This window comes from Mesorhizobium sp. WSM4833 (assembly GCF_055811095.1).
On sequence record NZ_JBVVQG010000004.1, the window covers coordinates 364,720 to 389,044 of the forward strand.

Consider the following 24,325-nt stretch of genomic DNA (forward strand, 5'->3'; position numbering starts at 1 on the left):
GAACGAACAAATGCTTCTCATCCGCTGCCCCTATTGCGAGGAAGAGCGTCCGGAACTCGAGTTTCGCAACGCCGGCGAGGCGCATATCGCGCGCTCGGCCAATATGGCCGGCGAGAGCGACGACGATTTCGAAAAGTTCTTTTTCATCCGCTCCAACCCCAAGGGCATCATCTATGAGCGGTGGCGGCACATGCATGGCTGCGCGCGCTTCTTCAACGCCGTGCGCGACACCGTCACCGACAGGTTCGTCATGACCTACAAGGCTGGCGAACCCAAACCCTCCAAGCTGCCGGGAGTTGGCAAATGAGCGGCGCGTCGTACCGCATTTCCGGCGCCGGCCGCTTCAGCCAAGCCAAGACCGCGCGTTTCAGCTTCGATGGCCAGTCCTATGCCGGCATCGAGGGCGACACGCTGGCCTCGGCGCTGCTCGCCAATGGCGTCCATCTGGTCGGCCGTTCGTTCAAGTACCACCGTCCGCGCGGCATCCTGTCGGCGGGCGCCGAGGAGCCGAACGCGCTGGTCGAAATCAGGCGCGACGCGGCACGCAAGACGCCGAACGTGCGCGCGACCGTGCAGGAACTTTATGACGGGCTCGAGGCGCAGTCGCAGAACCGCTGGCCGTCGCTGTCCTTCGACGTCGGTGCGGTCAACGACATCGCGTCGCCGATGTTTTCGGCCGGCTTCTACTACAAGACCTTCATGTGGCCGAAGGCGGCATGGAAGAGCCTGTACGAGCCAAAGATCCGCGCCGCGGCCGGGCTTGGCGTTTCCCCGGACCAGCCCGATCCCGACCATTATTCGTCACGCTACGCGCATTGCGACGTGCTGGTGCTGGGCGGCGGTGCGGCGGGCATCGCGGCGGCATTGGCAGCGGCGGAGACCGGCGTGCGCGTCATCCTCGCCGACGAGCAGGCCGAGTTCGGCGGCAGCCTGCGTTTCGAGAGCGGCGCGAAAATCGACGGCCAGGACGGCTTTGCCTGGGCGCAAGCTGCGGTGGCGAAACTCACCGCGATGGACAATGTCCGCGTGCTCCCGCGCACGACGGCTTTCGGTTATTACGCGCAGAATTTCGTCGGCCTGGTCGAGCGTGTCAGCGATCATCTGAAGGCTCCCGGCCACGATCTGGCGCGCGAGCGGCTGTGGCAGGTCAGGGCCAAGCGCGTGGTGCTGGCCTCGGGCGCCATCGAGCGGCACATGGTGTTTGCCGACAACGACCGCCCGGGCATCATGCTGGCGGGTGCCGCGCGCACCTATCTCAACCACTATGGCGTCGCGGTCGGCAGGAATGTCGGAGTCTACACCGCCAATGATTCCGCCTATGCAGCGGCGATCGACCTGAAGAAGGCCGGCGTCAACGTGGCGGCGATCGTCGATTTGCGCGACAATCCGACCGGACCGGTGATCGACGAGGCGAGGGCGCTCGGCATCGAGGTCAATTTCGGCCGCGCGGTGATCCGCGCCGGCGGCAAGCTGCGCGTTTCCTCGATGACGGTGCAGCCGAAGAATGGCGGCGGCGAACGCACCATTCCAGTCGACGCGATCCTGATGTCGGCCGGCTGGACGCCGTCGGTGCATCTGTTCTCGCAGTCGCGCGGCAAGGTCGCCTTCAACGACGAGACCAAGCGCTTCGTGCCGGGCACCTATGCGCAGGATTGTGTCTCTGTCGGCGCCTGCAATGGTACCGACGGCCTATCGGCGACGGTCGACGAGGCCTATGCCGCGGGCGCCAAAGCGGCCAGGGATGCGGGCGCGAAAACCGCCAAGGGTACGAAGCCGAAGGTCGACACCTCGGAGAGCTGGTCGCGCGGCATGCTGGGTGCGGCTCCTGGCGCCGGGCCGGACACCACGGTGAAGGCGTTTGTCGACTTCCAGAACGACGTCACCGCCAAGGATATCCGCCAGGCGGTGCACGAAGGCATGCGCTCGATCGAGCACGTCAAGCGCTTCACCACCAACGGCATGGCCACCGATCAGGGCAAGACCTCCAACATGCACGGCCTGGCGATTGCCGCCGAGATGCTGGGAAAGCCGATCCCGGAGGTCGGCCTGACCACGTTCCGGGCGCCCTATACGCCGGTGACCTTCGGCGCGATCGTCAGCCATGCGCGCGGGCCGCTGTTCGACCCCACGCGTAAAACGGCGATCCATCCCTGGGCCGAGGCGCTAGGCGCGGTGTTCGAGGACGTCGGCCAGTGGAAGCGCGCCTGGTATTTCCCCAAGGCGGGCGAGGACATGCACGCCGCGGTCGACCGCGAATGCGTCGCCGTGCGCAAGACGGCCGGCCTGTTCGATGCCTCGACGCTCGGCAAGATCGAAGTGGTCGGGCCGGATGCGGCCAAGTTCATGGAACTGCTCTACACCAACCCATGGGAGAAGCTGGAACCCGGCCGCTGCCGCTACGGCATCATGCTGCGCGAGGATGGCTTCATCTATGATGACGGCGTCGTCGGCAGGCTGGCGGCCGACCGCTTCCATGTGACGACGACGACCGGCGGTGCGCCGCGCGTCATGAACCATATGGAGGACTATCTCCAGACCGAGTTCCCGCATCTCAATGTCTGGCTGACCTCGATCACCGAGCAGTGGGCGGTCATCGCCGTGCAGGGACCCAAGTCGCGCGACATCATCGCGCCGCTGGTCGCAGGCATCGACATGTCGGACGAGGCGCTGCCGCACATGTCGGTGCGCGAAGGCAAGATCTGCGGCGTGCCGACGCGGCTGTTCCGCATGTCGTTCACCGGCGAGCGCGGGTTCGAGGTCAATGTGCCGGCCGATTATGGCCAGACGGTCTGGGAAGCGCTGTGGGCCGAAGGCCAGAAGCATGGTGCGGCTGCTTATGGCACCGAGGCGATGCACGTGCTGCGCGCCGAAAAGGGCTACATCATCGTCGGCCAGGACACCGACGGCACGGTAACGCCGAACGACGCCGGCCTCGACTGGGCGGTCGGCAAGAAGAAGACCGATTTCGTCGGCATCCGCGGCCTGACTCGGCCGGACCTTGTCGCCAAGGGCCGCAAGCAGCTGGTGGGCCTCAAGACCAAAGATCCCAAGGTGGTGCTCGAAGAAGGCGCGCAGATCGTCGAGGATCCGAAGCAGGCGATCCCGATGAAGATGATCGGCCATGTCACTTCGAGCTACTGGTCGGAAAATTGCGGCCGCTCGATCGCGCTGGCGCTGGTCGCCGGCGGCCGCGACCGGATGGGCGACACGCTCTACGTGCCGATGCCGAACGGGGTGATCGAAGTGGAGGTTACCGGCATGGTGTTCTTCGACGAGACGGGAGGGCGCCTCAATGGCTAAGGCCGCTGCAAGGAAGACGGCTCCGGCTGCATCGCCTTCGGTCGAGCGCCGTCCGGCGCTGGCTGGACGCAGCACCACTGCTGCCGCCGTCAAGGTCGAGGTGCTGCCGCCGGCCGAGCGCATTTCGCTGCGTGCGCCGGAGGCTTCGGCCGCAGCGCTTTCGAAGGCGCTCGGCGTGACCTTGCCGAAAAAGCCGAAGACATCCGCCTCGAAGGGCGGGCGCACCGCCTTGTGGCTCGGCCCCGACGAATGGCTTGTCATCGATGAAGCCGGCAACGATCCGCTGGCCGATTGCGCCGGGGTTGCCGCTTTGCACTCGGCGGTCGGCATCTCGCATCGCAACATCGCGATTGCCGTGACGGGCGCGGGGGCAGCGGCGACGATCAATGCGGGCTGCCCGCAAGACCTGTCGCTCGACGCGTTCCCGGTTGGAGCGGCGTCGCGCACCATCCTGGGCAAGACCGAGATCGTGCTGTTGCGCACAGCCGCGGACGCCTTCCGGGTTGAATGCTGGCGTTCCTTCTCGGACTATGTCTTTACTTTCCTGTCCGAGGGATCGCGGGACGCGGCGGTCTGAACTCGGAACGTTTTGCAGGGCGCGCTCGTTCTGCATCCGCACGCCGAGGGAGAATGCCGATGCCGTCGAATTCCGCGCCGAAGTCGCCGGTCAAAAAGACATCGGCCGTCCGCTCGCTCGAACATGAGCGACGTGAAGCCCCGAGCGCCGAAGAGGAACTCGAGGAAGGCCTCGAAGACACGTTCCCGGCCAGCGATCCGGTATCCATTACCGGAACCGCCATCCCCGGCGCACCGGCGAAACCGGGCAAGGCCAAGACCGTTCCGGGGCGCAAGCGCAAGACGTAGTTTTCATCAGGCCAGGCGGCATCGGGACCTTCTCAATCCCCTTGGACATGCTATTTAAAGCGCTTTGGGAGATGAAAATGCCGACAAAAGCGATCGTTTGGGGCGAGAATGTCCACGAGCAGACCAATGAAGCCGTGCGCGAACTCTATCCCTTGGGGATGCACGGCACCATCGCCGCCGCGCTCAATCAGGACAAGGGCATCGAGGCGGCCACCGCCACCTTGCAGGAGCCCGAGCACGGCCTGAGCGAAAAGCGCCTGGCGGCCACCGACGTGCTTTTGTGGTGGGGCCACGCGGCGCATGGCGAGGTCAAGGACGAGATCGTCGAGCGGGTGCAGAAGCGGGTCTGGGAAGGGATGGGCCTGATCGTGCTCCATTCCGGCCACTACTCGAAGATCTTCAAGCGGCTGATGGGCACGCCCTGTTCGCTGAAATGGCGCGAGGCGGGCGAGCGCGAGCGCGTCTGGGCGATCAACCGCGGCCACCCGATCGCGCAAGGCATTGGCGAGTGCCTGGAGATCGGCGAGACCGAAATGTATGGCGAGCCGTTCGCGGTGCCGGAGCCGCTGGAGACGGTGTTCGTCTCCTGGTACGAGGGCGGCGAGGTGTTCCGGTCCGGGTTGACCTACCAGCGCGGCGCGGGACGGATCTTCTACTTCTCGCCCGGCCACGAAACCTATCCGATCTATCACAATGAGGGCGTGCAGCAGGTGCTGCGCAACGCCGTCCATTGGGCGCACAATCCGGCGCCGGCCTGGTCCGGCATCACCAATGCGCCGAACGTGCCGACGGATGCGGCCAAGGAGAAGATCGTGCAGAAGGGGCTGCGCCTGCATGCCGATGGCGACAAGGGCCTGAGCTGATTGGGGCGGCCTGAGCTGATCGGGGCCTGAGTTGCCCAAGGCGTGAGTTGATTTTGGGGGCTTGGGGCTAATGCATCGATTCTTCTGCTCGGCACCGGCGGTATCGCCGGGCATCATGTCGAGGAGTTTGCCGGGATTCCCGGCTGCAGCATCGTCGCCTGTGTCGACCAGGTGCCCGGCCGCGCTGCGGCGTTCGCCGCGGCCAGCAAGATCGGCGATTCTTTCGAGAGCCTGGAGGCGGCGATCGCCTGGGGCCAGTTCGATGCCGCCATCAACGCGACGCCGGATGGTGCGCATAGGGCGACGACGCTGGCGCTGCTCGGCGTGGGAAAACATGTGTTTTGCGAAAAGCCGCTGGCGCCGAACTACGCCGACGCGTTTGATATGACGCAAGCGGCCGAGGCTGCCGGGGTGATCAACATGGTCAACCTCACCTATCGCAACTCACCGGCGATCCACGAGGCGCGGCGCATGGTTCAGGCCGGCGAGATCGGCGCGTTGCGCCATGTCGAGGCGAGCTACCGGCAAAGCTGGCTGGTCAGCAAATCATGGGGTGACTGGCGGGTCGAGGACAAATGGCTGTGGCGCTTGTCCAGCCGGCACGGTTCGACCGGCGTGCTGGGCGATGTCGGCATCCATATCCTGGATTTCGCCACCTATGGCGCCGGCCAGGATATCGTCAGCCTGCATGCCGATCTGGTGACGTTTCCGAAGGCCGAGGGCGAGCGCATGGCGACTATGTGCTGGACGCCAATGACAGCGTGGCACTGACGGCGCGGCTCGATTGCGGCGCGCTCGCCACGATCGTGGCGAGCCGCTACATGACCGGTCACGCCAACGATTTGTCGCTGGCCCTGCACGGCACCCAGGGCGCCATCAAGGTCGAGACCGACGGCAAGGCATCGAGCCTGTCGGCCTGCCTCGGCGGGGATGTCGATCTTCAGCGCTGGCGGACTTTGGATCTGCCCAGTGTCAAGCGCAATGCGCGACGCTTTGCCGATGCGCTGGATGCAGGCCGGAATGGCGATCCGTCGTTCCGGCGCGCCGCCGACATGCAGAAGCTGATCGACGCAGCCTTTGAGAGTTCAGCAGCGAAGCTGCCGATTTCGGTCGCTTGAAGCTGGCCGGCTTGTGCCGGCCAGACGCGATCTTTGCTGATATCAGAATGCGCTCGGCACAATCCATGGATTGATGCTGATGCCGAGTCGCGGGCCCTTGCCTTCAGCGGTGTTTTCCGTGGCATCCTTCTTCTCGACCGAACCGGTCGAAGCGCAATCGAGCTTCAGGTTGGTCTTGGTGTCAACGCACGCCGCCACCGGCGCATGCTTGACCGGATGGGTGGTGTTGGCGGCGAAAGCCGAGCCCGAAAGTGCCAGCACGGCGGCGAGGGTGAGGAGTGTCTTTTTCATTGTCAGTCTCCGGTTTCCGGGTCGAATTCAATTCGTACCGACGGGTGAATTTTTCTCGTACATGTACGATACGCTGTACATATACGCCGTCGATTGGGAATTCAAGGGAAAACCGTACGCGTACGATAAATTTTTCGTTAACCAAGAAATCCCCCCAGGGTTTGGCTGGGGCGGAGAGAAAATATGGAAATGAAAGGGAACGGCGTTCAGCAGTTGACCGGTGTCTCGGTCAACGGCGGGACGTTTTGCGTGCTGAGCGTGGCGAGCGTGAAATCGCACATCCGCTTCACGAAGGCCTGCGGGTCGCCGAAGGGGTAGAATGGAAAGGTGATGAGCAGCGAGATCGTGCCGTGGCCGACCGCCCACAGCATGGTGGCGATGGCGCGCGGATCGCCCTGCAATTTTCCGGCGGAAACGCAGGCCTCGACCCGGCTGATCAGCGCCTTCATCGCCGGGTTGCTCTCTTCCATGTCGTCGTAGCTCCTGCCTTCCGGCAGCTTGGTCTTTTCGGTCATGAATACGGTGCGGTATTCGTTGGGATTGCCGAGCCCGAAGGCGGCATATTCCGTCATCACCGCCTGCAAGGCTGCGATCGGATCGTCGGACGGATGCTCCTCGATGCGGCGAGCGAGCGTCTCGAATGCGTCCTCGGCCAGAGCGAACAGGATGTCCTGCTTGTCGGCGAAGTAGGAATAAACGGACATCGGGGCGTAGCCGACCCGCTTGGCCAGCTTGCGGATGGTCAGGCCCTCATAGCCCTCTTCCTGGACAAGCTTATGCGCGGCCTCGAGCAATTCGGAGCGCAGTTCTGCTTTTTGTTTCTCGCGGCGTGTCTGGACGCTCTGCGGCAAGATCTGGTGCCTTCGGTTGGGTTGGTGGCTGGCTAAATTATATACGCTGTACGGAAACGGACAAGGGCACGGGAAGTTCCCAAACGGTATGCTTCGGATCGTGCCGACGCTTTTCGAATTTTGGCAGCCCCGTGATCAGCACCGTTCCTCTCTCGAAATGGCCCATCACGCCTCCCTGTTGATCAGTTCTGCGGCAAGACACGAAAGCAGTTTCACCGCCTCGCCATAGGTTTTCGCCTTCTCGGGATTGGAGGCGTTGCCGTCCAGCGCCCGCTTGAAGACGCCCTGGCAGATGGCAGCCAGCCGGAAGAAGGAAAAGGCGAGGAAGAACGTCCAGTTGCCGATACCGGTGAGCCCGCGCCGCCGGCAGTAGGCGGCGACGTAGTCCTCTTCGGAAGGCAGGCCGAGTGCGGAACGATCGATACCGCCCAGGCCGCGAAAGCCGGAAGCGTGCGGCAGCCGCCATTGCATGCATTGATAGGCGATATCGGCGAAGGGGTGGCCTGATGTCGAAAGTTCCCAGTCGAGCACTGCCAGAACCGTTGGCCGGTCCGGCGCGAAGATCAGATTGTCCAGCCGGTAGTCGCCATGGACCAGTGAGATCCGGCCGTCATCTACGGGCATATGCGTTTCCAACCAGGCAATCAGCCGGTCCATGTCGGCGACGGTGCCGGTTTCCGAGGCACGGTACTGGCTCGTCCAGCGCGCCAGTTGGCGCTCGAAATAATTGCCCGGCCGGCCGAAATCGCCGAGTCCCACTGTTTCGACATCGACCTCGTGCAGGGCGGCGAGGGTGTCGTTCATGGCATCGTAGATGGCGGCGCGTTCATCATTGTCGCCAGCCTCCGGCAGGGCCGGATCCCAGAAAATACGGCCGTCGAGGAAATCCATCACGTAGAACATGCGGCCGATGGGCGAGCCTTCCGCCGACAGATGCAGCATGGCCGGCACAGGCACGGCGGTGCCGGCAAGCGCGCTCATCACCCTGAATTCGCGGTCGACCTGGTGCGCCGATTTCAGCAATTGCCCCGGCGGCTTGGCGCGCAGCACGTAACGGCCGCTTGCCGCCGTCAAAAGGTAGGTCGGGTTCGATTGGCCGGATTTGAACTTCTCGACTGCCGCAAGCCCGGAAAAGCCCGGTATGTTCGCCTCGAGGTAAGGCGCAAGCGCTGCCTGGTCGAGAACGGGATCACTCATGCCGTCTCGGGCTGGCGTTCGATCAAGGTCAGCGTCAGCCAGCGCGCGGTCAGTGCCGGCTTCTTCGAACCCTCGATCTCGATCGTCACGTCATGCGCGGTCTGCACCCAGCCCGACGGCCTGACCTTGACGTCGGCCAACACGAAACGCGTGCGGATGCGCGCGCCGGTTTTCACCGGCGCCAGGAAGCGCAGCGAATCGAAGCCGTGGTTGACGCCCATCTTGCCGTTTTCCAGCGGCGGCATGGTCTCGAAGGTCATCGCCGACAACAGCGACAGCGACAGGAAGCCGTGCGCGATGGTGCCGCCGAACGGCGTTTCACGCATCGCCCGCTCCGGATCGCAGTGGATGAACTGATGGTCGTCCGTGGCGTCGGCGAACTGGTCGATCATGCGTTGCGTGACCACCCGCCACGGCGACACGCCGACCTCCTTGCCGACACTGGCCAGAAGCACATCGAGACTGATCGGTTCCACGCTCATGTCCTCCAGTTCACCCCCGGCTTCTGTGGCCGGAAAATGTCATTCCTTGAACAAGGTCAGCCCATGCTGCACCGACTGTCCGCCGTCGATCGGCAGGATGGCGCCAGTGACATAGCTGCCTGCACGGCTGCACAAATAGAGCGTTGCGCCGGCAATGTCATCCGGTGCGCCGATACGGCCGATCGGAACATGGCTGCCGACGTGCCTGGCCTGTTCCTCTGTGGCGGTGGCAAATGCCGTCATCCGGCTCTGGAAGGGGCCGGGGGCAAAGGCGTTGACGGTGATGCGGCGGGCGGCGAACTCGAGCGCCAGTGTGCGCGTCAGATGATGAACCGCAGCCTTCGAGGCGGTGTAGGAATAGGCGTCGTCGGCCAGCGGCTGCGTGCCCATCACCGAACCGAGGTTGATCACCCTGGCCGGATCGGCGTCGCTGGCGGCGGCATCGAGCAGCGGCAGCAATTCGCGCGTCAGATGGAAGACCGCGGTGACGTTGACGCCAAACACCTTGGCCCATGCCGAATAGGGGAAGCTTTCCAGCGGCGCGCCCCAGGAGACGCCGGCGTTGTTGACCAGAATGTTCAGCCGTTCGATGCGCGATTTGACCTCGGCGACGAGTGCGGCGATGCCGGCTTCGCTGGAAACGTCGCCGACGAAGCCGTCGGCCCGGCCCGGTGCACCAAGCTGGTTCAACTCTTCGGCGACCTTGATACAATCCTCGCCCTTGCGCGACGCGATCATCACGCTGGCGCCGGCCTTGACCAGCGCGGTCGCCGCCATGCGGCCGATGCCGGTCGCGGCACCCGTCACCAGCGCGGTCTTGCCGGCCACCGAAAACAGTTCGTCCAGATAGCTCATCACAATTCTCCGCGCTCGGCATGCGGGCAAACAGTTCGTTGACAAGGCTATCCGAAGTACGGTCATCCTTGCCACTGACAAAATGCCTGGCGTGTATGAAGGGTTAGCGACCGATGACGGAGATGAATCTCGGCATGACCGAGCGGCTGAAGCCAATCCACGCGCGCGTCGCGGCCATGGTGCGCGACGAGATCATGCCGCTCGACCATGAATTCCTCAGCGAAGTGGGCAAGGCAGGCAACCGCTGGGTCTACAGTGCGCGTCAGAGCGAGATCCTCGAAGGGCTGAAGAAGACCGCAAGAGAGCGCGGCCTGTGGAATTTCTGGCTGACCGGCTCGGAACGCGGCTATGGTCTTTCCACCGTCGAATACGCCTATCTGGCCGAAGAGATGGGCAAGGCGCATCTCGGCGCCGAGACCTTCAACTGCTCGGCGCCCGACACCGGAAACATGGAGGTGCTGGAGCGATACGGCTCGGCCGACCACAAGAAAGCATGGCTGGAACCGCTGCTCGACGGCAAGATCCGCTCGGCCTATCTGATGACCGAGCCGGATGTCGCTTCATCCGATGCCACCAACATTGCCATGCGTTGTGAACCCCACGGCGGCGACTATGTGCTCAATGGCGAGAAATGGTGGGCTTCGGGCGCCGGCGATCCGCGCTGCGCCATCTACATCGTCATGGTCAGGACCGGGGGCGATGACGAGCCGCAGCACCGCCGCCATTCGATGATCCTGGTGCCATCAGACACCAAAGGCGTGACCAAGGTGCGGGCCATGCAGGTCTATGGCGATGACGACGCACCGCATGGCCACATGCATCTTCGCTTCGACAATGTGCGCGTACCGGCGTCGAACCTGATCCTCGGCGAGGGCAGGGGGTTCGAGATCGCGCAAGGGCGGCTCGGTCCCGGCCGCATCCACCACTGCATGCGCGCCATCGGACAGGCCGAGATGGCGCTCGAGATGCTGTGCCAGCGTTCCGTGCGCCGCGAGGCCTTCGGCCAGAAGCTGGCAAAGCTCGGCGCCAATTTCGACATCATCGCCGAATGCCGCATGGAGATCGAGATGGCGCGGCTGCTCTGCCTCAAGGCGGCGTGGATGATCGACCAGGGCGATGCGCGGGCTGCTGCTCCCTGGATCAGCCAGATCAAGGTGATCGCACCGCGCGTCGCGCTCAAGGTCACCGACGAGGCGGTGCAGATGTTCGGCGCGCAAGGCATCAGCCAGGACACACCGCTGGCGCGGTCGTGGACGCATCTGCGGACCTTGCGCCTTGCCGACGGGCCGGACGCCGTGCATCGCCGTCAGGTGGCGCGGACGGAGTTGAGGAAATACACGCAGGAGAAGGTTTGAGCGCCGGCATCGTCATGCGGGCGCGACCCGAGGCTCGAGCGAGGAGTGTTCCGATGACCGTCCCATCCGAAATGAAGGCGCTGCTGCTTGTCGGCGATGGCTACACCAGGACGCGGAGCGGCAGTGTGCTGGAGGCGATGGAGCCCTATCTCGAGCCGGGCAGCATCGCGGTGCCGACACCGGGCCCCAGCCAGGTGCTGATCAAGGTCAGCCTCGCCTCGATCAATCCGTCCGATGTCGCCTTCGTCAAGGGCCAGTACGGCCAGCCGCGTGCCAAGGGCCAGCCGGCCGGCTTCGAGGGTGTCGGCATTGTCGTCGCCAGCGGGGACGAGCCCTATCCCAAAAGCCTGATCGGCAAGCGTGTGGCCTTTGCCACCGGCGTCACCAACTGGGGCTCGTGGGCCGACTATGCCGTCGCCGAGGCGGCTGCCTGCATCCCGCTGCTCGACACCGTTCGCGACGAGGACGGTGCGGCGATGATCGTCAACCCGCTCACGGCGCTCGCCATGTTCGACATCGTCAAGGAGGAAGGCGAGAAGGCCTTCGTCATGACCGCCGGCGCCAGCCAGCTCTGCAAGCTGATCATCGGCCTGGCCAGCGAAGAGGGTTTCCGGCCGATCGTCACCGTGCGCCGCGACGACCAGATCGCGGCTCTGAATGCGCTTGGCGCGGCGCACGTGCTCAATGAAAGGGCGCCGGATTTCAAGGCGGCGCTGCGCGAGGTGATGAAGGCCGAACAGCCGCGCATCTTCCTTGACGCGGTAACCGGGCCGCTTGCCTCCGCCATCTTCGACGTCATGCCGAAGCGGTCGCGCTGGATCATCTATGGGCGGCTCGATCCCGAAGCCACCGTTATCCGCGAGCCCGGCCAACTGATCTTCCAGCACAAGCATATCGAAGGGTTTTGGCTGAGTGAGTGGATGCGCCAGTTCCGCGACCGTCGCGGCCCGGCGATCCTGGAAGCGCAGAAGCGTTTTTCCGATGGGCGCTGGTCGACCGACGTGACGGCGGTGGTGCCGCTTGCCGAAGCAATGGCGCGGCTGCCAGCCGAACTGGCCAAGCCCAACGGCAAGGTGTTCATCCGGCCTTGAAGGAAAATGGCTGGCGGGCGAAGTCCAGTTACTGCAAAAAAGGGGCTGCTTGTGAGAAAATGGTGGTTTGTCCCGATTGTCCTCATGTCGATGGCCAGTACCATTGGTGCACAGGCTGCCGAAAAGTTCCCGCCGTTTTGGCGCAAGGCGATGACGAACGATCCCAGTACGAATTACTTTCTCAAGAAATATTCGGCCCCGCTGGATGATCCTGCCGGGACCGCGGTCAGGAATATCATGCTGGCGCGGGTCGTCGGCGCCGAATGTCAGGCCTCCAGACTCAACAAGGCCAAGATCAAAGCCTATCGCGACAGGATGATCGGGCCGCTCACGCCTGAGCAACTCAAAACAGCTGCATTTGAAGGTGGCAGTGCGTTGCGCAGTTTCAACTACCAGGATCTCGCTCACCTCTGTGCCGGCATCGACTATCAGTTCGGGCCGAAAGGCGTGCTGATTCCGGGGGCTGTTCTTGCTGGTAAGGGCGAGCCGAAATATCCCTTTGATCCGCGCAACCCCTATTTTCGTTTGCCCGAATTCACTGACGATTAGTCAGGTCGCCAGCCTCGGACGGCAGCCATGAAGGTGGGAACGCATATTCGAGGCGAAGGAGGTGCGGCCCTGACGTTCGTCAGCCCCCTATGCCACGCCGCTTCGTCCGTGATATGCCGCCGCCATCGAATGCCGGGACAGGCTGGACTGATCCAGTTCCGGGATTGTGTGGAGCGCCTTGATGACGATTTCCAAGCCGGTTTTCGACCGTTTGGGGTTTGGCCTGTGGATCGGAGCGTTCCTGGTCGTTCTTGCCCTGGTCCTGTGGTCGCCGCACACGCGGACGGTATGGCAGGCCTATATCGACGGCAGCGAGGCGCTTCAGGCCGGTCTGCCGCTCTACGACACCCAGTCCGAGATGGGGTATCTCTACGCGCCGGCCTTTGCCGCGCTCTACACTCCAATAGTCAAGCTCGGTCCGCATCTGGGCGGCTTGGTTTGGCATTCCATTGGCTTTGCGGTGCTGACCTACGCCGCGATGCGGCAGGTGCGCAAGCTCGGCGGCGGCGAACTGACATGGCTGCTTTCTTTCGGTCTTTTCCTCGCTTTGCCGATGGCGGTGGGGGCGATCCGCAACGGCCAGGCGACGATCCTTTTGACCGGCGCTTGCTGGCTTCTCACCCTGTCGGCGCTGGAAGGGCGGCGGGCGGAGACGTTCTTCTGGGCTTCGCTTGCCATCATCGCCAAGCCGACCGCGATCATAATGCTGTTGTTGGTAGGAGCCCTTCGGCTCCGGTTGATACCGGTGCTGGTGCTGGCGCTGCTGTTCGTGCTGGCACTGCCTTACGCTTTTGCTCCCGCCGGCTATCTCAACGATCAGTATCGTGTCTTCATCCAGATGCTGACCTCCATGGCCGTCGACAACACCAGCCATTTCGTGCCCACCGATTTCACGGCACCGTTCACCACGATAGGACTGCCGATACCGGAAATCGGCGCAACGATCGTGCGCATGGTCATGGCCCTGTTTACGCTTTCTGCCGTCATCTGGTTCGACCGCAGGCTCGAACAGGGAAAGGCGGCGCTGGCGATCTTCCTGACAGCCACTTTCTACATGTGCGTCTTCAACCCGCGCGTCGAGCCAAACACCTTTGCCATGATCGCGGTACCAGCCGGTCTTGCCATCGCCCTGTTGTGGCGCGAAGAACGGGGCGGCGTCCTTGCCTCGGTGCTGTCGACGACGCTGTTCGTGACCGGGTTGAGCGGCGTCGAGCGCCATGTGCACGATTTCCTCTTCCCCTGGTTCCGGCCGGTCGCCGTCACTTTTATCGCCGGTTTGCTGATCTGGTGGTTCTGGGCCAAGGCACGGGAAAAGGTGGTGAATGCGGGAGTCGCGAATGGTTGAGTTGCGGCCGAGCCTCGATATCGTCGCACCGTTCTTCAACGAGGCGGCATCGGCATCGGCCTTCGCGTGCCTGCTGGGCGAGCTCGAAGTGGCCGTGGCACAACGCTTCGGCATGACCGTACACAAGATCCTCGTCGATGACGGCAGTCGTGACGATGGCGCCGTGCGGTTTTCGCAAGCGCTGACGGGGTCGTGGGAGATCGTGCGCCTCAGCCGCAATTTCGGCAAGGAAGTCGCGGTGCTCGCCGGCCTCGACCAGTCGCGCGGCGACATGGTGCTGATCATGGACGCCGACCTCCAGCATTCCCTGGACATCAGCCTGAAGCTGATCGCCGAGCTGGTGGACCATCCGGACATCGACGTCGTCTATGCGCAGAACGACCGCCGCGAGGCGAGCTGGCGGCGCAGCCAGCTTGCACGGCTTTTCTACAGCCTGATCAACTCGAGCCAGCGTTTCGATATTCCCGAAAATGCCGGCGACTTTCGCGTCATGCGCGGCGCCGTGGCGCGCGCGCTGACCAGCCTGCGCGACAAGCGGCGCTTCAACAAGGGCCTGTTTGCCTGGGCCGGCTTTCGCCAGAAGGCGTTGCCCTATTCGCCGGAAGGCCGCGCCAGCGGCACGTCGAAATGGAGCCGGCTCAACCTGATCGCCTTCTCGCTCGAAGGTTTTACTTCCTTTTCCGTCATTCCCTTGCGTCTCATCAGCCTCAGCGGGCTGCTCGCGGCGTTGGCCGGTGCGCTCTATGGCGCCAAGGTGCTCTTCGAGGTGATCTTCTACGGCATTGCCGTTCCGGGCTACCCCAGCCTGCTGGTTGCCGTCGTCCTGCTCGGCGGCCTCAACCTGACCTTGCTTGGCCTGATCGGCGAATACGTCTGGGTCACGCTCAGCGAGAGCAAGGATCGCCCGGTCTATCTCGTGCGCGACGTCGTGCGCAGCGTGGCCCCCGCCGATCGGCCGGAGCCGGGCACTTCGAACAGATGACGCGGCGCATCCGCCTGATCGCCGACGATTACGGCCTGGCGCCCGGCGTTTCCGCTGCGATTCTCGACCTGCTCGATCGCGGCCGCCTGACCGGCACCAGCTGCATGACCGGCTTTCCGGAATGGGAAGCGGAGGCAGAGCGCTTAAAACCGCTGTGCGGCCGGGCCGCGGTCGGGCTGCATCTCACCTTGACCGACCAGCCGGCGGTCACCGGCCGGTCGAGCCTGGCGCCGGAGGGCCGGCTGCCACCGCTCCGCGCACTGGCCTTGCCTGTTCTGCGCGGCCGCATCGCCGAGCGCGATGTTCATGCCGAGCTTGACGCCCAGTACAGCCGCTTCGTCGAGGCGCTTGGCCGCCGCCCCGATTTCGTCGACGGGCATCAGCATGTGCATTTCCTTCCCGTCGTGCGCACATGGCTGCGCGCGCGGTTTCCAGAAGGCGCCGACAGGCCGGCCCTACGCGGCGGCCCGGCGCTGGCCGCAGGGTCGAAGGTCGCCGCGATTGCCGCGCTCGCTGCCGGGTTCAACCGTTCGATGCAGCGCGCCGGCTTCATCGTTTTCCAGCCGCTCGCCGGCATCTATGACTGGCGGCAGCCCGAAAAATTCACTGCGGTTCTGCAGGCCGCCGTCGAAGGGTTGCCGGAACGGGGGCTGTTCATGTGCCATCCCGGCCATGTCGACGAGACGCTGCGCGCGCGCGACACGATGCAAGCTGTGCGCGAGGTCGAATTCGCGGCCCTGGCATCGGACGCGTTCGGAGCCAGCCTGGCCCGCGCCAATGTCGCAATCATGGATGGCAGGGGATGAACGACGCCGAGCGGCCCCCGCGTTCGACCGGCAACAAGATCGTCCGCTTTGCCATTGTCGGACTGGCGAACACGGCCATCGACCTTGCCAGCTTCTTCCTGCTGCTCAAGCTCGGTGCTTCGCCGCTGCCGGCCAACGTTGCTGCCTGGTTCATCGCCGTCACCTTTTCCTTCGCGGCGAACGGCTTCTGGTCGTTCGAGCGCAATCGAGCCATCCGGCTGCGTGACGCATTCCTTCGCTTCGCCTCGCTTGGAGGGCTGATTTCGCTCGGCGTCTCCAGCCTCTCCATCGCGCTGTTTGCCGGCATCGCCGGAGTGTGGCCGGCAAAGATCGCCGGTGTCGTGGTGGCGGCGGTGCTGAATTTCCTCGCCGCGCGCTGGTCGATCGAAGGCCGGTTCTTGAGATAGGCGGAACTATTTTTCTTACGAAATTCCGGACGGAAAACCGCTACACACTTTTCCCTGGATTTCTTTACTCCGCCGGTTCCACATTGGTGTAGGCGGCTTCCTCCAACTCGCGCTTCAGTCGCGCTTCCTCATGGGTCTTCGGCGTGACGAAGCGGCCAAGCAAGAGATAGGCGACCGGCGTCAGGAACAGCGTCGAGACGGTGGCCAACCCCAGGCCGCCGACGATGACCCAGCCGAGCGCGACGCGCGCCTCGGCACCGGCGCCGCTCGCCAGCACCAGCGGCAAGCCGCCGAGCACGGTGCAGATCATCGTCATCATCACCGGCCGCACGCGGATGATCGAGGCCTGCTCGATCGCTTCGCGCACGCCAAGCCCGCGATCGCGCAGCTGGTTGGCGAATTCGACGATCAGGATGCCGTTCTTGGCCATGACGCCAACCAAAAGCACCAGGCCGATCTGGCTGTAGGCGTTGAGACTGGTGCCCGAGAGCAGAAGCGCGAAAATCGCGCAGGCCAGTCCGAGCGGCACCGTCGCCATGATGATGACGGCACTGACGAAACTTTCGAACTGGGCGGCCAGCACCAAAAGGATGATGACCAGCGCGAAGCCGAAAATGGTGATCATGGCGCTGTTGGTTTCGCCCAGCGTCGCCGCCTCGGCCAGAGGCAGGATGCGGCTGCCCGCAGGCAGCAGCGGCGTGGCGATCTCCTCGGCGCGGGTGAGCGCGTCGCCAAGCGCGAAGTCGCCACTGAGGTTGGAGGTGATGGCCACCGAGGGCTGCTGCTGTTCGCGCGACAGCGATGGCGGTACGGCACGTTCGGTCAGCGTGGCGATGGTCGACATCGGCACGAAACGTCCGTCTGCCGTCTTCAGGAAGATGTTTTCCAGATCGGTCGGATCGTTGATCGGATTGGTGGTCGAGACCAGCTTCACGCCGTAGCTGCGGTCGGCAATGTAGACGTCGACGACATCGTTGCCGTCGAGCATGGCCTGCAAGGTGTTGGCCAGTCCCGATATGTCGATGCCGAGGTCGGAGGCGCGCTCGCGGTCGATGGCCACGGCGAGCTGCGGTTGCGTCGGGTCGATCGACAGGCGCGGTGTCTGGAAGCGCGCGTCCTTCTGCATCTCGGCGATGATCTTCACGGCTGCGTCGCCGAGCGCCTTGCGGTCGTTGCCGACCAGCGCGAACTGCAGGCCGTTGCCGGCGCCACGGATGCCGAGGCTGTTGGGCTGTACCGGGAAGATGCGCACGCTCGGCACCTGCCTGGTCAACTGGCTGATCTCGGCCATGATCTCCTGCTGGCTGCGGCTGCGCTCGTTCCACGGCGCCAACGTCATCACCATGAAGCCGGAATTGTAGGAGCCGTTCTGGCCGGCATTCTCGAAGGTCGAGCGGATCTCGCCGGAATCGCGCATCGGCTGGATCAGTCTCTCGATCTTCTGCATCTGCTGCGTCGTATAGTCGAGGCTGACGCCTTGCGGGGCGCTGATGCGCAGAAGCACGGCGGCGCGGTCCTCGGTCGGCGTCAGCTCCTGGCGGATGGTGCCGAACAGCGTGAAGGCGGTGCCGGCAAACAGCACCGCGACCAGAAGCACGATCCATGGCGCGTCGAGGCAGGCGTGTAGGCCGCGCTTGTAGGCCGTACTGAGCGCGCCGCCGATGCGGGCGCCGATGCCATGGCCCCCTTCGTGGTGGAGCGATGCGCTGGTCAGCATGCGCGAGGCGAGCATCGGGCACAGCGTCAGCGCCACAACGCAGGACAATAGCACCGACATGGCAAGCACGAAGCCGAATTCGCGGAACAGGCCGCCGGTCTGGCCGGGCAGGAACGAAATCGGCACGAAGACGGCGACCAGCGTCAAGGTGGTGGCAATGACGGCGAAAAACACTTCCTGCGCGCCAAGCACGGCGGCGGCGCGGGGCCCCATGCCTTCATTGCGTCGTCGCACGATGTTTTCGAGCACGACGATGGCGTCGTCGACGACCAGTCCCGTCGCCAGCACCAGAGCGAGCAGGGTCAGGATGTTGACCGAGAAGCCGGCCAGATAGATGGCAGCGATGGTGCCGATCATGGCGACCGGCATCGACAGGCCGGGGATCAGCGTCGCGCGCCAGTCGAGGAGAAACACATAGATGACGATCAGCACCATAGTCACGGACAGGCCGAGTGCGATCTCGACCTCGTGCACCGCGCCCTTGACGAAGACGGCGTCGTCGCTGGTGATCTTGATCGACATGCCCTTGGGCAGGTTTTCCTGCAGCTTGGCGACGGCGGCCTGGACACCGGTCGAGATGTCCAGCGTGTTCGATTCCGCCTGGCGGATGATGCCGATGCCGATGCCGGTCTTGCCGTCCGAGCGCAGCGTGGTCTGGCCGACGTCGGGACCGAGCGTGACGGTGGCGACGTCGCGGATGCGCGTCGTGCCGCCGACAATGATGTTTTCGAACTCTTCCGGCGTGGTCACGTCGGCAGTCGTGCGGACGATCAGGTCCTGGTTGGTCGTGGTGATCGAACCGGCAGGGGAATCGAAAGCGACCGAGGCAAGGGCGGCCCTGAGATCGGCAACCGTGAAGCCGAGGCTGGCCAGCTTATTCTGGTCGACATCGATGCGAAAGATCTTGTCGCGGTCGCCATAGACCTGGACGTCGGCAACGCCGGGCACGGCGGCAAGCTCGTCCTCGATCTGGTCCTGGACCACCACGGTCATGTCCTGGATCGACATGTTGTCCGAGGTCACCGCCAGTCGCATCACCGCGTCGGAATTGGCGTCGGCCTTGACGATGCGCGGCGGATCGGCGGTGTCGGGCATCTGGTTGGCGACGCGGCCGACAGCATCACGCACGTCCGAGGCGGCGACATTCAGATCGACGCCGTCGTTGAACTCGATGGTGACGCGGCTCGAGCCGAACGAGGAAGACGACGAGATCGACTTGACGCCTGAGACGCGGGCGACGGCGCCTTCGATCGTGTCGGTCAGTTCGCGGTCGACGGTCTCGGCCGCCGCGCCCTCGAAGGTGGTGGAAACAGTGACGACCGCGCGGTCGACATCAGGCAGTTCGCGGATCTCGACGCCGTAGAAAGCGGCCAGGCCGGCGACCGCGATCAGCGTGTTGAGCACGAAGGCCATGACCGGCCTGCGGATGAACAGGGCGGTGAAGCCGGTCTCGCTGGCGGTGTTGATGGTTCCGGTCATGAGCCTGCGGCGGCGTCCGCGGCGCGCTGCTCTTCGCCGGCAAGGCGAACCGCGCCGCCCTCGCTGACGCTCTGGGTGCCTTCTGTGACCACCATGTCGCCATTGTCGATCTCGGCGTCGATCAGCACGGTCTCGGTGTTGCGCTGGATGATGCGCACCGGGACCCGCTTGGCCTTGCCATCCTCGATCTGCCAGACATAGGCGCCGTCCGACCCCCACAGGATCGCCAGCGGGCTGACGGCCGGATAGGTTTGCCCCGGAAATTTCATGGTGATGCCGAACGACATGCCGGCGCGCAGCGAATCGGCCGGGTTGGCGATCTTGGCCTTGACCAGCAGGGTGCGGCTCTTTTCATCGATGTGGTTGTCGATGGCCGAAACGGTGCCGCTATAGGCGTTGCTGGGATTGGCGATCGGCGTCGCCGTCAATTGCGCGCCGACCTTGACGGCGGCGGCGAAGCGCTCGGGTACCAGGAAATCGACCAGGATCGAGGACCGGTCGTCGAGCGTGGCGATGGCCGACTGGTTGGTGACGTAATTGCCGGCCGAGATCGGCAGGATGCCGACGGTGCCGGCGATCGGCGCCAGGATCGACCGGCGCTGCAGTGCAAGTTCCGCGTCCTGAAGCGCCAGCTTGGCGCCCGCCAGCACCACCTCGGCGTCAGCCACGGCTACCGGGGTCGCGGCATTGGAGGCACGCAGCGACTTGACGCGGTCGAGCTTGGACTGAGCGTCCTGCAAGGCGAGCTTGGCACGGTCCTGAGAGATCACTTCGGTCTCGGAATCGAGGGTGGCGAGGATCTGCCCCTTTTCGACATGGCTGCCGGATTCGACCAGCAGTTCGGCGAGGCGGCCGGAGCTGTAAGGATTGACGGTCACCGAGGCGTTGGCACGGCCGGTGCCGATCGCCTGCAGGCGGTCGTTGATAACAGCCGAAGTGGCCGCCAAGGCGACCACGTTTACCCGCTGGTTGCCGTTGCGGCCGTTTGCCTGCCTCGCGTTGGCGGCACCGGTTTCAGCCGGGGGCGTTGCCGCGTAAGCCCAGTCGATGCCCCAACGTGCCAGCACGTCCGGTGCGCCGGGATAAAAGCGCAGCCAGGCGGCTGCCGCCACCACCAGCACCACGAGTGCAAAAAGTATCTGTTTCCAGGCGGCCATCAGCACTCCGGTTGGTAAAACAATCCTTCCGTCTACCGGTTTCCCGAAATGAAGCAGACGCAGCGAGGCTATTGTAAGGCAAAGAAGCCGCCTCGATATCGCGTCTTTATGACAATTCTCCGGGGGCTGCGCACATTAAATATATGTAACATTTGAGAAAATATGCGTAACGCTTCGGATCATCGCACATGCACTAACGCAGACTTTCCATCTCGCGAATGCGTTTGGCGCCTTCTGCTTCCAGTTGCCTGGTGACGGCGCCGATCAGCGTTTCGGCGACGACGAAAAGGGCCGCCGATGAATCCCATGCCGACGGCACTGCGGTTCGTCCGGCGATGACATGGCGAGCAAGGCGGGCGATCGGCGACAGCCACTGGTCGGTGAACAGCACGATCTGCACGCCACGCTGATGCGCCTTCTCGGCGAAGCGGAGGAGGCTGTCCTGGTAGCGCCTGATGTCGAAGATGACCAGCACGTCGCGCTTGCCCATGTCGATCAGCCGGTCACGCCACATGCTTTCCTGCCCGGCGAGGTGAAAGACATCCGGCTGGACGATGGCGAGGTGGGCGGCCATGTAGCGCGCCAGCGGATCGGTGAAGCGGCCGCCGATCAGGAAGGTCTTGCCGCGCCGGTCCGCTAGCCGGGCGGCGATGTCGGCAAGCTGCTTGTCGGACAGGTGCCTGAATGTCTCGCGCATATTGTCGAGCGTCGCTTCCAGCATCGGCGACACGGTCCCGCCGCCGGGCGAGGGCGGATTGAGCGTCCTTGTCGCCGGCGATTGCAGTTGCGCCGCCAGTTCGTCCTGCAGGCTCGACTGGAACTCCGGATAGTTCTGAAAGCCCAACCGGGCGACGAAACGCAGGATCGTCGGCGAGGAAACGCCGGCTGCGGCCGAGAATTCAGCGACCGTTTTCAAGCCGATCATCGGGTAGAAGGCAATCAGTGTCTGGGCCGCGCGCCGTTCGCTGGCCGGCATCGTGCCGATGCGGTCGGCGATCAGTTCGGCAATGTTGGAAATCATCTTTTCCCCACCCCTGGCTCGGTCGATGGTCTTTTCCGAAATCGCATTTGACAAAGCCGGACAAACTGTATGAAATCATCCACAGGGACGCAATGAGGCAAAATACGTAACATACGATACAGCGCTCCCCGGGGACGGCAGAGTATGGAGAAAGCACGGCCCGCCAGCCTTGCATCGTCTGATACCGTAAGGGTGACGAACCCCGGCGGATCAAGCCCTTTCGTGCTGACCTGCGATCACGCCTCGAACTTCCTGCCCGCCGAATTCGGCACGCTCGGCCTTGCTGTCGAGGACCTGTCGCGCCACATCGCCTGGGATCCCGGCGCGCTGCCGGTTGCCCGCCGCATGGCGCAGGCGCTCGACGCGACGCTGGTCGAAACCCGCATTTCGCGCCTTGTCATCGACTGCAACCGGCCGCTTGACGCGCCCGACCTGGTGCCGCCGGTCAGTGAGACAACGGCCATACCGGGCAATGCCGGCCTGTCGGAAAGTGAGCGTGCCGCGCGTGTCGCGCTTTCGTGGCGCCCTTTCCACGATACGATTGCGGATATCATCAGCCACAGGCTGTCACACGGTCAGGAAACGCGGCTGGTTTCGGTCCATTCCTTCACGCCGGTATACAAGGGCCGCAACCGGCCCTGGCATATCGGCATCATCCATGACGAGGATCGCCGGCTGGCGGCGCCGCTGATATCGGCGCTGAAGCGGCTTTCCGGTGTCACCGTCGGGGTCAACGAGCCGTATTCACCTGATGACCGAGTCTATTTCACGCTGGAACGGCATGCGCGCTCGCGCGGACTGCCCTGCGCGATGATCGAAATCCGCAATGACGAAATCGCCGGCGAGACCGGGCAGCGGAAATGGGCGGATCTGCTCACGGGCATTTTTTCGGATCTGGAGCCAGAGGAGGCCGGACAGACCAGATCGCATTCAGTCGGAAAGTCAGTTCAATCGGCTAGCTAGGGCGGGATCTCATCCCGACCCGAAAACCAACAGGGGACACTAAAATGGCAGCACCGGGTTATACTGAAGTTGACAAGGCGGAGGACGTAAAGCACCTCCACAGCATGGGCTATGCCCAGGAATTGGAGCGGCGCCTCAGTCGCTTTTCGAACTTCGCCGTTTCCTTCTCCATCATCTGCATCCTGTCGGGCGGCATCAATTCGCTGGCCCAGGCCACCTCCGGCGCCGGCGGCATCGGCATCGGCATCGGCTGGCTGGTCGGCTGCTTCGTTTCGCTGACCTTTGCGGTCGCCATGTCGCAGATCAGCTCGGCCTATCCGACGGCCGGCGGCCTCTATCACTGGGGTTCGATCCTCGGCAACCGCGGCACCGGCTGGGTCACCGCATGGCTCAATCTGCTCGGCCTGATCACCGTGCTCGGCGCCATCAATGTCGGCACCTGGACGTTTTTCATCGGCGCTTTCGGCCCGACGCTCGGAATCGAAGGCACGCTGACAAACCAGATGATCTTTCTGATCATCATCACCGGCGCGCAGGCGCTGATCAACCATCTCGGCATCAAGCTGACGGCGAAGCTGACCGATTTCTCGGGCTATCTCATCTTCTTCGGCTCGATCCTGATCGCCATCGTCTGCCTGGCTTCCGCTGAGACCTGGGATTTCAGCCGTCTCTTCACCTTCAAGAACTATTCCGGGGACGCAGGCGCCGGCGTGTGGCCATCCGTCTCGAATGCCTGGGTGTTCGCGCTCGGACTGTTGCTGCCGATCTACACGATCACCGGTTATGACGCTTCCGCGCACACCTCGGAGGAAACCATCAAGGCGGCTTCTTCCGTGCCGCGCGCCATGGTCATGTCGGTGATCTGGTCGGCCGTTTTCGGCTATCTGTTCCTGGCCGCCTTCGTGCTGATGATCCCGAACATGGACGATGCCGCCAAGCAGGGCTGGAACGTGTTCTTCTGGGCCTTCGACCAGCGTGTAAGCCCCGGCATCAAGGAGTTCGTCTACCTCGTCGTGTTCGTCGCACAGCTGCTGTGCGGCCTTGCCACGGTGACGTCTGCCTCGCGCATGATCTTCGCCTTCTCGCGTGACGGCGGCCTGCCGGGTTCGGCGGCACTCGCCAAGGTCAGCCCGACCTACCGCACGCCGGTGGCGGCGATCTGGACGGCTTCGATCCTGTCGGTGCTGTTCGTCTGGGGTTCGACGCTGGTTTCGGTCGCAGGCACTTCGGCCTACACCATCGTGGTTTCCTGCACCGTCATCTTCCTGTTCCTCTCCTTCACCGTGCCGATCGTGCTCGGCATGCTCGCCTGGGGCACGCCGAAGTGGGACAAGATGGGTCCCTGGAACATGGGGCGCGGCGTGTTCATGCTGTTCGCCTTCCTGTCGATCGTCTCAATGATCCTGATCTTCATCATCGGCATCCAGCCGCCGAACGATTGGGCGCTCTACATCACCGTCGGCTTCTTCATCCTGACGGCAGTCGTCTGGTTCGGCTTCGAGAAGCGCCGCTTCCAGGGGCCGCCGCTCGGCGACATCATTGCGGCGCGTCAGGCGGCCATCAAGGCGGCCGAACAGGCAGTCGGCGAAACCGGCCACTGACCTCGACCATGGCCATGGCCGGCATCGTGCC

At 64.0% G+C, this 24,325-nt stretch carries 22 protein-coding genes and 1 pseudogene; 15 read left to right on the plus strand and 8 right to left on the minus strand.

Annotation, left to right across the window (positions count from 1 at the left end; genetic code table 11):
- Window positions 1–10 precede the first annotated feature (10 nt).
- The 6 genes and pseudogenes from AC0L2D_RS10180 (at window position 11) to AC0L2D_RS10205 (ending at window position 6,145) form a co-directional block, all read left to right on the plus strand.
- Entirely contained in the window at window positions 11–307 is a 297-nt protein-coding gene (locus AC0L2D_RS10180; RefSeq protein WP_013529658.1) for a sarcosine oxidase subunit delta, read from the plus strand.
- The gene (locus AC0L2D_RS10185) at window positions 304–3,300 is read left to right on the plus strand and encodes a sarcosine oxidase subunit alpha (protein ID WP_473540949.1); all 2,997 of its coding nucleotides are present in this window, start codon (window positions 304–306) and stop codon (window positions 3,298–3,300) included. Before AC0L2D_RS10180 ends, AC0L2D_RS10185 begins: the two co-directional genes overlap by 4 nt.
- Window positions 3,293–3,877 (plus strand): sarcosine oxidase subunit gamma, encoded by a 585-nt coding sequence (locus AC0L2D_RS10190; RefSeq protein WP_337123665.1) that lies wholly within the window; start codon window positions 3,293–3,295, stop codon window positions 3,875–3,877. The genes AC0L2D_RS10185 and AC0L2D_RS10190 overlap by 8 nt, the downstream gene beginning before the upstream one ends.
- A 59-nt stretch (window positions 3,878–3,936) precedes the next feature.
- Window positions 3,937–4,164, plus strand: coding sequence for a hypothetical protein (locus AC0L2D_RS10195; RefSeq protein WP_013529661.1), 228 nt, complete (start codon window positions 3,937–3,939; stop codon window positions 4,162–4,164).
- Between the two features lie 77 nt (window positions 4,165–4,241).
- Window positions 4,242–5,027, plus strand: coding sequence for a ThuA domain-containing protein (locus AC0L2D_RS10200; RefSeq protein ID WP_027161369.1), 786 nt, complete (start codon window positions 4,242–4,244; stop codon window positions 5,025–5,027).
- A 78-nt stretch (window positions 5,028–5,105) separates the two neighbouring features.
- A pseudogene (locus AC0L2D_RS10205) lies at window positions 5,106–6,145 on the plus strand (Gfo/Idh/MocA family protein).
- A 42-nt stretch (window positions 6,146–6,187) separates the two neighbouring features.
- Here AC0L2D_RS10205 and AC0L2D_RS10210 read toward each other — a convergent pair.
- The 5 genes from AC0L2D_RS10210 to AC0L2D_RS10230 form a co-directional block, all read right to left on the minus strand.
- On the minus strand, window positions 6,188–6,436 hold the full coding sequence (locus AC0L2D_RS10210) for a DUF680 domain-containing protein (RefSeq protein WP_473540950.1): 249 nt from the start codon (window positions 6,434–6,436) through the stop codon (window positions 6,188–6,190).
- A 206-nt stretch (window positions 6,437–6,642) separates the two neighbouring features.
- Window positions 6,643–7,287: a TetR/AcrR family transcriptional regulator gene (locus AC0L2D_RS10215; protein WP_473540951.1), complete on the minus strand. Its 645-nt coding sequence runs from the start codon at window positions 7,285–7,287 to the stop codon at window positions 6,643–6,645.
- 165 nt (window positions 7,288–7,452) lie between these two features.
- Window positions 7,453–8,484, minus strand: coding sequence for a phosphotransferase family protein (locus AC0L2D_RS10220; protein ID WP_224621348.1), 1,032 nt, complete (start codon window positions 8,482–8,484; stop codon window positions 7,453–7,455).
- A complete protein-coding gene (locus tag AC0L2D_RS10225) occupies window positions 8,481–8,966 on the minus strand; it encodes a MaoC family dehydratase (RefSeq protein WP_263484965.1) in 486 nt (161 codons plus the stop codon). The genes AC0L2D_RS10220 and AC0L2D_RS10225 overlap by 4 nt, the downstream gene beginning before the upstream one ends.
- 39 nt (window positions 8,967–9,005) lie before the next feature.
- Window positions 9,006–9,821, minus strand: a complete 816-nt coding sequence (locus tag AC0L2D_RS10230; RefSeq protein WP_027161371.1) for an SDR family oxidoreductase — start codon at window positions 9,819–9,821, stop codon at window positions 9,006–9,008.
- 113 nt (window positions 9,822–9,934) lie between these two features.
- Here AC0L2D_RS10230 and AC0L2D_RS10235 point away from each other — a divergent pair, with 113 nt between their 5' ends.
- From AC0L2D_RS10235 to AC0L2D_RS10265, 7 genes are all read left to right on the plus strand, one after another.
- Window positions 9,935–11,176 (plus strand): acyl-CoA dehydrogenase family protein, encoded by a 1,242-nt coding sequence (locus AC0L2D_RS10235; protein WP_473540952.1) that lies wholly within the window; start codon window positions 9,935–9,937, stop codon window positions 11,174–11,176.
- Window positions 11,177–11,229: 53 nt separating this feature from the next.
- Window positions 11,230–12,267 (plus strand): zinc-binding dehydrogenase, encoded by a 1,038-nt coding sequence (locus AC0L2D_RS10240; RefSeq protein ID WP_013529671.1) that lies wholly within the window; start codon window positions 11,230–11,232, stop codon window positions 12,265–12,267.
- Between the two features lie 84 nt (window positions 12,268–12,351).
- Complete coding sequence (locus tag AC0L2D_RS10245) at window positions 12,352–12,816, plus strand: hypothetical protein (protein WP_473540954.1); 465 nt, start codon at window positions 12,352–12,354, stop codon at window positions 12,814–12,816.
- A 181-nt stretch (window positions 12,817–12,997) separates the two neighbouring features.
- The gene (locus AC0L2D_RS10250; RefSeq protein WP_473540955.1) at window positions 12,998–14,161 is read left to right on the plus strand and encodes a glycosyltransferase 87 family protein; all 1,164 of its coding nucleotides are present in this window, start codon (window positions 12,998–13,000) and stop codon (window positions 14,159–14,161) included.
- Window positions 14,154–15,143 (plus strand): glycosyltransferase family 2 protein, encoded by a 990-nt coding sequence (locus tag AC0L2D_RS10255; protein ID WP_064995601.1) that lies wholly within the window; start codon window positions 14,154–14,156, stop codon window positions 15,141–15,143. The genes AC0L2D_RS10250 and AC0L2D_RS10255 overlap by 8 nt, the downstream gene beginning before the upstream one ends.
- Entirely contained in the window at window positions 15,140–15,949 is an 810-nt protein-coding gene (locus tag AC0L2D_RS10260; RefSeq protein ID WP_473540957.1) for a ChbG/HpnK family deacetylase, read from the plus strand. Before AC0L2D_RS10255 ends, AC0L2D_RS10260 begins: the two co-directional genes overlap by 4 nt.
- Complete coding sequence (locus AC0L2D_RS10265) at window positions 15,946–16,356, plus strand: GtrA family protein (RefSeq protein WP_013529676.1); 411 nt, start codon at window positions 15,946–15,948, stop codon at window positions 16,354–16,356. Before AC0L2D_RS10260 ends, AC0L2D_RS10265 begins: the two co-directional genes overlap by 4 nt.
- Before the next feature lie 64 nt (window positions 16,357–16,420).
- On the opposite strand, the gene AC0L2D_RS10270 is transcribed toward AC0L2D_RS10265, so the two are convergent.
- The 3 genes from AC0L2D_RS10270 to AC0L2D_RS10280 all read right to left on the minus strand — a co-directional run bounded on the left by AC0L2D_RS10270 (window position 16,421) and on the right by AC0L2D_RS10280 (window position 21,730).
- Window positions 16,421–19,552: an efflux RND transporter permease subunit gene (locus AC0L2D_RS10270; protein WP_027161377.1), complete on the minus strand. Its 3,132-nt coding sequence runs from the start codon at window positions 19,550–19,552 to the stop codon at window positions 16,421–16,423.
- The gene (locus tag AC0L2D_RS10275) at window positions 19,549–20,709 is read right to left on the minus strand and encodes an efflux RND transporter periplasmic adaptor subunit (RefSeq protein WP_473540959.1); all 1,161 of its coding nucleotides are present in this window, start codon (window positions 20,707–20,709) and stop codon (window positions 19,549–19,551) included. Before AC0L2D_RS10275 ends, AC0L2D_RS10270 begins: the two co-directional genes overlap by 4 nt.
- 193 nt (window positions 20,710–20,902) lie before the next feature.
- Entirely contained in the window at window positions 20,903–21,730 is an 828-nt protein-coding gene (locus AC0L2D_RS10280; protein ID WP_127366003.1) for a MurR/RpiR family transcriptional regulator, read from the minus strand.
- Window positions 21,731–21,874: 144 nt separating this feature from the next.
- On the opposite strand from AC0L2D_RS10280, the gene AC0L2D_RS10285 reads away from it, so the two are divergent.
- Both AC0L2D_RS10285 and AC0L2D_RS10290 read left to right on the plus strand, forming a co-directional pair.
- Window positions 21,875–22,693, plus strand: coding sequence for an N-formylglutamate amidohydrolase (locus tag AC0L2D_RS10285; RefSeq protein ID WP_473540960.1), 819 nt, complete (start codon window positions 21,875–21,877; stop codon window positions 22,691–22,693).
- 44 nt (window positions 22,694–22,737) lie between these two features.
- The gene (locus AC0L2D_RS10290; RefSeq protein ID WP_013529681.1) at window positions 22,738–24,294 is read left to right on the plus strand and encodes an amino acid permease; all 1,557 of its coding nucleotides are present in this window, start codon (window positions 22,738–22,740) and stop codon (window positions 24,292–24,294) included.
- The last annotated feature ends 31 nt before the right edge of the window (window positions 24,295–24,325 follow it).

Coding starts and splice junctions, on each gene's coding strand:
- AC0L2D_RS10230 (WP_027161371.1), bottom strand. CDS start 9,821: ATGAGCTATCTGGACGAACTGTTTTCGGTGGCCGGCAAGACCGCGCTG.
- AC0L2D_RS10225 (WP_263484965.1), bottom strand. CDS start 8,966: ATGAGCGTGGAACCGATCAGTCTCGATGTGCTTCTGGCCAGTGTCGGC.
- AC0L2D_RS10195 (WP_013529661.1), top strand. CDS start 3,937: ATGCCGTCGAATTCCGCGCCGAAGTCGCCGGTCAAAAAGACATCGGCC.
- AC0L2D_RS10200 (WP_027161369.1), top strand. CDS start 4,242: ATGCCGACAAAAGCGATCGTTTGGGGCGAGAATGTCCACGAGCAGACC.
- AC0L2D_RS10290 (WP_013529681.1), top strand. CDS start 22,738: ATGGCAGCACCGGGTTATACTGAAGTTGACAAGGCGGAGGACGTAAAG.
- AC0L2D_RS10285 (WP_473540960.1), top strand. CDS start 21,875: ATGGAGAAAGCACGGCCCGCCAGCCTTGCATCGTCTGATACCGTAAGG.
- AC0L2D_RS10250 (WP_473540955.1), top strand. CDS start 12,998: ATGACGATTTCCAAGCCGGTTTTCGACCGTTTGGGGTTTGGCCTGTGG.
- AC0L2D_RS10185 (WP_473540949.1), top strand. CDS start 304: ATGAGCGGCGCGTCGTACCGCATTTCCGGCGCCGGCCGCTTCAGCCAA.
- AC0L2D_RS10255 (WP_064995601.1), top strand. CDS start 14,154: ATGGTTGAGTTGCGGCCGAGCCTCGATATCGTCGCACCGTTCTTCAAC.
- AC0L2D_RS10180 (WP_013529658.1), top strand. CDS start 11: ATGCTTCTCATCCGCTGCCCCTATTGCGAGGAAGAGCGTCCGGAACTC.
- AC0L2D_RS10270 (WP_027161377.1), bottom strand. CDS start 19,552: ATGACCGGAACCATCAACACCGCCAGCGAGACCGGCTTCACCGCCCTG.
- AC0L2D_RS10210 (WP_473540950.1), bottom strand. CDS start 6,436: ATGAAAAAGACACTCCTCACCCTCGCCGCCGTGCTGGCACTTTCGGGC.
- AC0L2D_RS10240 (WP_013529671.1), top strand. CDS start 11,230: ATGACCGTCCCATCCGAAATGAAGGCGCTGCTGCTTGTCGGCGATGGC.
- AC0L2D_RS10275 (WP_473540959.1), bottom strand. CDS start 20,709: ATGGCCGCCTGGAAACAGATACTTTTTGCACTCGTGGTGCTGGTGGTG.
- AC0L2D_RS10280 (WP_127366003.1), bottom strand. CDS start 21,730: ATGATTTCCAACATTGCCGAACTGATCGCCGACCGCATCGGCACGATG.
- AC0L2D_RS10220 (WP_224621348.1), bottom strand. CDS start 8,484: ATGAGTGATCCCGTTCTCGACCAGGCAGCGCTTGCGCCTTACCTCGAG.
- AC0L2D_RS10260 (WP_473540957.1), top strand. CDS start 15,140: ATGACGCGGCGCATCCGCCTGATCGCCGACGATTACGGCCTGGCGCCC.
- AC0L2D_RS10245 (WP_473540954.1), top strand. CDS start 12,352: ATGTCGATGGCCAGTACCATTGGTGCACAGGCTGCCGAAAAGTTCCCG.
- AC0L2D_RS10190 (WP_337123665.1), top strand. CDS start 3,293: ATGGCTAAGGCCGCTGCAAGGAAGACGGCTCCGGCTGCATCGCCTTCG.
- AC0L2D_RS10265 (WP_013529676.1), top strand. CDS start 15,946: ATGAACGACGCCGAGCGGCCCCCGCGTTCGACCGGCAACAAGATCGTC.
- AC0L2D_RS10235 (WP_473540952.1), top strand. CDS start 9,935: ATGACGGAGATGAATCTCGGCATGACCGAGCGGCTGAAGCCAATCCAC.